The sequence below is a fragment of the Streptomyces durocortorensis genome, from assembly GCF_016901035.1.
GTDB lineage: Bacteria > Actinomycetota > Actinomycetes > Streptomycetales > Streptomycetaceae > Streptomyces > Streptomyces durocortorensis.
Genome location: NZ_JAFEUF010000036.1, coordinates 1 through 8,024, shown reverse-complemented (window position 1 = coordinate 8,024; position 8,024 = coordinate 1). Strand labels below are relative to the sequence as shown.

Sequence of the window (8,024 nt, the reverse complement as noted above, 5' to 3'; positions counted from 1 at the left end):
TTCCCCCCCCCCCCCGCGCCGGCCCCCCCCCCCCCCCCCCGGGGCCCCCCCCCCGCCCGGGCGGCCCCCCCCGCGCCCGGCCCCGGCGGGCGCCGCGGCCCGCCCGCCCACCCGCGGCCGGGTCCGGTAGTCCCGGACGCGGTCGGCTCCGGGACTGCCGCACCCCGCGGTTCGATGTCCGAATCCCGCGAGTGCGGCGGCCCCGGCTGCCGCACACTGGACGGTGTGATGGATGAACGGACCAGGTACGAGGCGGTGAGCAGCCGCGACGCACGGTTCGACGGCGCGTTCTTCTTCGCCGTCGTGACCACCGGCATCTACTGCCGGCCGAGCTGCCCCGCCGTCACCCCGAAACGCGCCAACGTGCGCTTCTACCCCACCGCGGCGGCGGCCCAGGCGGGCGGCTTCCGGGCCTGCCGCCGCTGCCGCCCGGACGCCGTGCCCGGCTCCGCCGAGTGGAACGTCCGCGCGGACGTCGTCGGCCGGGCCATGCGCCTGATCGGCGACGGCGTCGTCGACCGCGAAGGCGTCCCGGGACTCGCCGGGCGGCTCGGCTACAGCGCCCGGCAGGTCCAGCGCCAGCTCAACGCCGAACTGGGCGCGGGGCCCGTCGCGCTCGCCCGCGCCCAGCGCTCCCACACCGCCCGGGTGCTCCTCCAGACCACGCCGCTGCCGGTCACCGAGATCGCCTTCGCCGCCGGGTTCGCCAGTGTGCGGCAGTTCAACGACACCATCCGGCAGATCTACGCCCGCACCCCCAGCGCCCTGCGCGCCGAAGCGGGTACGGGGCTCGGCGGCGGCCGCCGCGAGGGGCTGCGGGCCGGGATCCCGCTGCGGCTCGCCCACCGGGGCCCGTACGCCACCGCCGCCCTGTTCGACCTGCTGGCCGCCGAGGTGGTCGACCGGATCGAGGAAGTGGCGGGGACGCCCGGCTCCCGCACCTACCGGCGCACCCTGCGGCTGCCGTACGGCTCCGGGCTCGTCGCGGTCGACGAGGCGTCGCCCGGCGGCCCCTGGCTGGAGGCCCGGATCCAGCTCACCGACCTGCGCGACCTGACCACCGCCGTCCAGCGGGTGCGCCGGCTGTTCGACCTGGACGCCGACCCGTACGCCGTGGACGAGGCGCTGGCCGCTGCCCCCCGGCTCGCCCCGCTGGTCGCCACCCGCCCCGGCCTGCGCTCGCCGGGTGCGGCGGACCCGGAGGAGGCCGCGGTGCGGACCCTGGTGGGGCGCGCGGCGGCGGGGGAACTGGTCGAGCGGTACGGGAAGGCACTGGACGTGCCGTGCGGCGGGCTCACCCATGTCTTCCCGGAGCCGGGTGTGCTCGCGGGTTCGGCCGAGGACCCGGCGCTGCGCGCCCTGGCCACCGCGCTCGCCGACGGCCGGCTGCGGCTGGACGCCGGGGCCGACCGGGACGAGGCGGAGGAGACGCTGCTGACGCTGCCCGGGATCGGCCGGTCCACCGCCGCCCTGATCCGGATGCGGGCGCTCGGCGACCCCGACGTGGACCCGTACGGAACGCCGGGTGCGGAGCGGTGGCGGCCCTGGCGCTCCTACGCCGTACGCCATCTGGAGGCGGCGGACGCGGCTGGGGCGGCGGTACCGAGCTGACGCGGGCCGGCGGGGACCACGGCTGCCCGGGGGTGCCCGAACTCCCGGCCGACCGGACGCCCCCGGGTCAGCCCCAGAGCACCGCGCCCAGCCAGGCGCCCGCCACCAGCAGGCAGCAGAACAGCTCCACCAGCACCGCGTAGCCCGTCGCCCGCATCACCGAGCGGCCCGACGTCCAGGCCGCGCCCCGGCTGCCCAGGCGCAGCCGCTCCGCCCCGAAGATGGCCCCCACGTACCCGAGGACACCGCCCACCACGGGCACCACGAAGAACCCCACGATCCCCGCGACCCCGCCGATCATCAACGTCCGGCGGGGCGCCCCCGACTCACCCGGGCGGCGCGGCGGCAGCAGCGGTTTGAGGGCCTGGTTCAGCAGTATCAGCCCCGTCGCGCCGATCAGGACGCCCCAGGCGGCCGGTGTCATGTCGGTGAGCGCCCACCAAAGGACCGCCGCCCAGACGATCGCCTGGCCCGGCACACCCGGCAGCAGTACGCCGACCAGACCCAGCAGCATGACCAGGCCGACGGCGACGAGCTGCCACACACTCATCTGACCAGCGTGCCGGAGAGTGTCCGGCTCCGCCCGTCAGCGCACCCCGGCCACCTGCGGCGATGAGCCCGGCGGGGCCCCGGATCCCCAGGCCTCAGCCCCCCGACCCGGCACGGGCCACCCAGCCACGCTCGTACGCGTGCCAGCCCAGCTGGAGCCTGGTCGAGACACCGGTCAGCTCCATCAGGCCCTTGACCCGGCGCTGCACGGTCCGCAGCCCCAGATCCAGCTGCTTGGCCACACTGGCGTCCGTCAGCCCCGCCAGCAGCAGCGACAGGATCTCCAGGTCGGTCGGATCCGGCCCGGCCCCGTCCTCGCGCACCCCGCCGCCGCCCTCGCCCAGCCGCAGCGGCATCGCCTCCCGCCACACCGCCTCGAAGAGGCCCATGAGCGACTCCAGCAGACCGCTGGCGTGTACGACCAGGGCGGCGGGCTCCGCGTCGTGCACGGTCAGCGGGACCATGGCGAGGCTCCCGTCGGCGACCACCAGCTTTGTCGGCACCCGGTCCACCACCCGGCACTGCTCGTCCCGGCTCAGCGCCGCCGACAGCTCCAGGATCCCGTACGGCGTCGACAGCACCTCGCGCTCGACCACCACCCGGTAGCTCACCCCGCGCGAGGCGGCCCGCTCCTCCGACTCGTTCTCCATCCCGGTCACCGCGATCGGCTTCCCTGTCACCAGGGCGCACACCTCGGACACCGCGCCCAGCTGCAACTGGTGGAAGCGCTGGGTGACGGCGCTCGCCCCCGTCACCACCTCCACCAGATCGTGCACCGCAGGTTCGCTCGCCTCGGCCCGGTACTCCTCGGCGAGCAGCGCGGACGCCAGCTCCGCCTGCTCCAGCTCGTGCCGCTGCTGGATCAGCAGCGCCCCGAGCGCCACCCCGGGCGGCGCCGCCACCCAGCGGCCCGGCCGGGCCGAGGACTGGGCGGCCAGACCCTGCTGCTCCAGCCGCCGCAGCACGCGCTCGGCGTCCGCCTCGGGAAGCGCCAGCCGGTGCGCGAGATCGGTGAGCTCAGCGGCTCCCGCCGCGACGAGCGCGCGGTACGCGGTCTCCTGTCTCTCGTCGAGACCTATGGCCCCCAGCATTCTCCGACCTCCCCGGACGGTGGTGATCGCGCATCGCGGCGCCCCTGCGGCGGGTCCTGGGTGGCGGGAAAGGGCCACGGCGTAAACCCGCCGCCCACATCATCCCCTGTACCCCTGGCCCCTCTGCCAATGTGGCGCCACCGCAGCACCAACAACCTCCGGGATAGAGCCTCTTGGGCTGCTTCGTTCCGGATTGACCTGGGGAGAGCGATGCGCCCGATATCGCGTACGGCACTCGGAGCGGCGACCGCCGCCGTGCTCGCCGTCACCGTCATCGCGCCGTCGGTGGCCGCGCCACCGGACGGGCGAGACGCGAACAGACCGATCACCGGGAGCGCGGCCACCGCCGCCACCGACCCGAAGCCCGTCGCCCTGACCCTGGTCACCGGCGACCGGGTGCTGGTGACCACCGACGCCTCGGGCGCGCCCGCCGCCACCGCCCTGCCCCGCGAGGACGGCAGCACCCCCCTCGTCCAGACCCGGCAGTCCGGCCCGGACCTGTACGTCTATCCGGAGTCCGCCGTCGCCGCCCTTGCCGCGGGCACCGTGGACGAGGAGCTGTTCAATGTCACCGGGCTCATCCGCCAGGGGTACGACGACAGCCGCGCCGACGCCGTCCCGCTGATCGCCACCTACACCGCCGACACCGCCCGGCGCACCCTCGTCACCCCGCGCGGGGCCGAGCGCGGGGCCACTCTCGACGTCATCGACGGACTCGTCCTGAAGGCCGACAAGAAGAAGGCCGCCGACTTCTGGGCCGACCTCACCGCACCCCGCTCCCGCTCGGGCTCCGGCCTCAAGAAGCTCTGGCTCGACCGCAAGGTTCAGGCCAGTCTCGACAAGTCGACGAAGCAGGTCGGCGCGGACCGAGCCTGGGCCGCCGGCTACGACGGCACCGGCACCAAGGTCGCCGTCCTGGACACCGGCGCGGACGCCGAACACCCTGATCTCCGGGACCGGATCACCGCGTCGGAGAACTTCACCGACTCCGCCGACACCGATGACCGCCAGGGCCATGGCACCCATGTGGCGTCCACCGTCGGCGGCTCCGGCGCGGCGAGCGACGGGAAGAACAAGGGCGTGGCGCCCGGCACCGACCTGATGGTGGGCAAGGTCCTCGACGACAGCGGCTCCGGCGCCGCTTCCTGGATCATCGCGGGCATGCAGTGGGCCGTCGACAACAAGGCCGACGTCGTCTCCATGAGCCTCGGCAGCGCGGAGCCCACCGACTGCACCGACCCGATGAGCCTGGCCGCCGAGGAACTCGGCAAGAGCAAGGACACGTTGTTCGTGGTCGCCGCCGGAAACCTCGGCCCGTCCCTGAACACCGTCTCCTCGCCCGGCTGCGCCCCCGGTGTCCTGACCGTGGGGGCCGTCGACCGCGACGACTCCACCGCCGACTTCTCCAGCCGCGGCCCCGCGATCGGCTCGCACACCCTCAAGCCCGAGATCGCCGCGCCCGGCGTCGCCGTCTCCGCCGCAGCCGCGGGTGGCCGGGGCCCGGACGCGTACCGCTCGATGTCCGGTACGTCGATGGCGACCCCGCACGTCGCCGGCGCGGCGGCCGTGGTGAAGCAGCGCCACCCCGAGTGGACCGCCCAGCAGATCAAGGCGGCCCTGGTCTCCGCGGCGAGCAGCGCCGTCCCCGGTGACGTACGCGAGACCGGAGGTGGCCGTCTCGACGTCGGCCGCGCCGTCCGTACGCCCGTGACCGGTGCACCCGCCGTGCAGGGCGGCACCTTCAACTGGCCGCAGGACAAAAGCGATCGCACCACCGTCGCCGTGCCGTACACCAACACGAGCGGCAAGCCGGTGAAGCTCTCGCTGAAGGTCGCGGGCGTCACCGGCAACGACGGCTCGACGGTCCGCTCGAAGATCGCCTCACTCGGCCGGACGTCCGTCACCGTGCCGGCAGGGGAGGCCGTCGAGGTGCCGCTCGCCCTCGACCCCGCCGCCCGGCTGACCGCCGCCCAGTACGGCGACGTCACCGGCCGCGTCCTTGCCACGGCCACCGGGGGAGTGAAGGTCTCCACCCCGTTCTCCCTGTACGTGGCACCGGAGACCGTCACCCTGCGCGTCAAGCTCGTCGACCGCACCGGAAAGCCCGCCGACGGCGTCTCCTCCCTCGACCTCATCGGCACCGACACCGCCTCCGGCGAACGCCGCTTCAACGAGGGCGCCACCGACCAGACCTACCAGGTCCGCCCCGGCGCCTACTTCGTCTCCAGCTTCATCGCCTCACCCGACACCACCGACCCGACCGGTCAACTCGTGGGATCTGTCGGCTATCTGGCGCGCCCTCAGCTGAACGTCACCAAGGACACCACCCTCGTCCTCGACGCCCGCAAGGCCCACCGCCTGAAGGTGCGGACCGAGGACCGGGCCGCCGAGACGCGCGGTGCGACCCTTGCGTTCGGGCGCTCCTGGGACGACACCTGGCTGCACTCCGGATCCGTCTCCGGCACCGGGATCATCAAGGACTACCTGGTCGACGTCCAGGGCAAGGCCCGTGACGGGGACTTCGAGTTCGCCTCCTTCTGGCGCGCCTACGCCCCGCAGATCCAGAAGTTCTCCCTGGTCGGCGGAGTCGCCCTGCACCCCCGGCCCGCCACCACGGGCTCGGTCAACCTGGACGGCACCGGCCGCGCCGAGGTCGTCGACGCCGGTGCGGGCAGCGCCGCCGAACTGGAGGCCGCCGGGGCGAAGGGCCGGATCGCCCTGGTGAAGGTCGGTGACGACGTCTCGGGCGTCCTGACCCAGGCACGGGCCGCCCAGGCCGCCGGGGCGAAGGCGCTCCTGGTCCACCGCCCCTCGGCCGGCGACTGGCAGCCGGGCCTCGGCTACGGGGCCGCGCCCCTGCCGGTCCTCGGCCTGCGCGCCGACGAGGCCGCCGTGGTGACGACAGCCCTCGGCAAGGGCAAGGCGGAGGTCTCCTGGACCGCCACGGCCGTCAGCCCCTTCGTCTACAACCTGTCGTTCCCGGAGAAGGGGCAGCTCACCTCGGACCGCACCTACAAGGTCCGGGACAAGAAGCTCGGCTCGGTCGTCTCCACCCATGAATCCATGGGCGTGGCAGCCGACTTCGTCGACACGCTCCTCGCCTCCCGTCCCTACGGCGCGACCTACAACGCCTCCTCCCTCGCCCTGGTCGCCGCCCCCGGAAAGCGCACCGAGTTCTACACGGCGGGCGACACCGTCTGGCAGAAGATGCTCTCCTCCAGCTTCCCCTGGGGCGAGCTGATGACGGGCAACGCCCGTACGTACCAGGCAGGTCGGGCCACGACGGAGGAGTGGTACCGGGGCCTGCTGGTCCCGGGCGCCCCGCGCGACGCCCAGGGCGACGAGGCGCTCGCCGGTGAACGGCAGGGTGACCTGATCGGTTTCGCCCCGGCCTTCATGACCGACTCCGAACACGTCGGCCAGCAGGGCTCGTTCGGCGACATCGGCAATACACGGCTCACCCGTGAGGGCGAAGTCGTCGGCGAGAGCGGCTATCCGTTCGGCGTCTTCACCGTGCCCGCCGAGGAAGCCGTCTACGAACTCACCCTGATGACCACGAAGATCGGCTCGCCCGCGGCTGTCTGGAAGAGGTCCACGCAGACGCAGACCACCTGGGCGTTCCGTTCCGAGCGGAAGCCGGACGTGGCGACCCAGGGGCTCCCGCTGCTCTTCCCGCGCTACGACGTGCCCACCGACGGGATGAAGACGGTGCCCGCGAAGAACGGTCAGCGGATCGGTCTCGACGCGACCGGGCACGCCGGATACACCCCCGGTGAACTCACCGGCGCGAAGGTCTCCTTCAGCTACGACGGCGGCGAGACCTGGCACGCGGCCACCACCGCGCGGCAGGGCGCTCGCTGGAGCGCGACCGTCGACCACGCGGACGCGACCGGCAAGTCCGTCACCCTGCGGACGGAACTGACCGACGCGAACGGCAACTCCGTCGTCCAGACCGTCGACGACGCGTACGCCGTGCGCTGAGAGGGCGGGCACAGCGAACCACTGAGCCGCTGAACCGAAGATCGGCCGAGCATATGACCGGCTGAAACGCTGAGATGCCGATCTTTCCGACCGGTCCGCCGGGCGTCCTTCCCGTGGGGGGTGGGGCCGCCCGGCGGACCCTGTTTACGGGTCACTTTTTCCCGATGCCCCGTTTTCGGACCGCCTTCGCGGTCGACAATAGGGGCATGAGTCAGCAGGGGGAGAAGCCCGCCGCCCACGAGGACGACTGGTGGCGCAAGCTGTACGACGAGTCCGCGCCGGACACCGGTCCCGGCCGCGCGGCCGACAGCCTCGACGACCGCTTCGACTCCGTGTCGGACACGGTGAGCAGGCCGGCGGGCGACCGCCGGGACGCTGTGCGCGAGACCGTCCGGGATCCGTACGCGGATGCCTTCGAGGACCCTTACGCGGACCGGTACGAGTCCCCGGACGCCGAGAGCGACGAGGCCGCGGACGGCGATCGCTACGAGGCCCCGTACGCGGATACGTACCGGCTGCCGGAGCAGATCCGGTCCGTGGCGGCGCAGGGGCAAGGGGCCCGGGACGCGGCCCCGGACCCGGCTGTGACGGCCCCGGACCCGGCCCCGGACCCGGTTGTGGCCCCGGTGCCGGACCCGGCCGTTGCTCCGGTGCCTGCTCCGGCGGTGGTCCCGGACCCGTCCGTGGCCCCGGCCGCCCCTTCCGCACCGCTGCCTCCGGGTGCCACTTCCGTGCCAGCGCCTCCGGCTGCCACTCTTGCACCGCCGCCTCCGGCTGCCACTCCCGTCCCGC

The 8,024-nt window shown here is 74.0% G+C and carries 4 protein-coding genes and 1 pseudogene; 3 read left to right on the top strand and 2 right to left on the bottom strand.

Annotated elements, in window-relative coordinates; all coding sequences use genetic code 11:
* The first annotated feature begins 228 nt into the window (after positions 1–228).
* A complete protein-coding gene (locus tag JS521_RS10230; RefSeq protein WP_239487056.1) occupies positions 229–1,611 on the top strand; it encodes a DNA-3-methyladenine glycosylase 2 family protein in 1,383 nt (460 codons plus the stop codon).
* Between the two features lie 67 nt (positions 1,612–1,678).
* Here JS521_RS10230 and JS521_RS10225 read toward each other — a convergent pair whose 3' ends face one another.
* Both JS521_RS10225 and JS521_RS10220 read right to left on the bottom strand, forming a co-directional pair.
* Positions 1,679–2,161 carry a DUF456 domain-containing protein gene (locus tag JS521_RS10225; protein WP_205082403.1) on the bottom strand — a complete coding sequence of 161 codons (483 nt, stop codon included), beginning with the start codon at positions 2,159–2,161 and terminating at the stop codon, positions 1,679–1,681.
* 94 nt (positions 2,162–2,255) lie between these two features.
* A complete protein-coding gene (locus JS521_RS10220) occupies positions 2,256–3,251 on the bottom strand; it encodes a helix-turn-helix transcriptional regulator (protein ID WP_205082402.1) in 996 nt (331 codons plus the stop codon).
* Between the two features lie 210 nt (positions 3,252–3,461).
* On the opposite strand from JS521_RS10220, the gene JS521_RS10215 reads away from it, so the two are divergent.
* Both JS521_RS10215 and JS521_RS10210 read left to right on the top strand, forming a co-directional pair.
* Positions 3,462–7,232: a S8 family serine peptidase gene (locus JS521_RS10215; RefSeq protein ID WP_205082401.1), complete on the top strand. Its 3,771-nt coding sequence runs from the start codon at positions 3,462–3,464 to the stop codon at positions 7,230–7,232.
* Positions 7,233–7,438: 206 nt separating this feature from the next.
* Positions 7,439–8,024, top strand: a pseudogene (locus JS521_RS10210) (protein phosphatase 2C domain-containing protein); the annotation flags it as partial.

Coding starts and splice junctions, on each gene's coding strand:
- JS521_RS10230 (WP_239487056.1), top strand. CDS start 229: ATGGATGAACGGACCAGGTACGAGGCGGTGAGCAGCCGCGACGCACGG.
- JS521_RS10220 (WP_205082402.1), bottom strand. CDS start 3,251: ATGCTGGGGGCCATAGGTCTCGACGAGAGACAGGAGACCGCGTACCGC.
- JS521_RS10225 (WP_205082403.1), bottom strand. CDS start 2,161: ATGAGTGTGTGGCAGCTCGTCGCCGTCGGCCTGGTCATGCTGCTGGGT.
- JS521_RS10215 (WP_205082401.1), top strand. CDS start 3,462: ATGCGCCCGATATCGCGTACGGCACTCGGAGCGGCGACCGCCGCCGTG.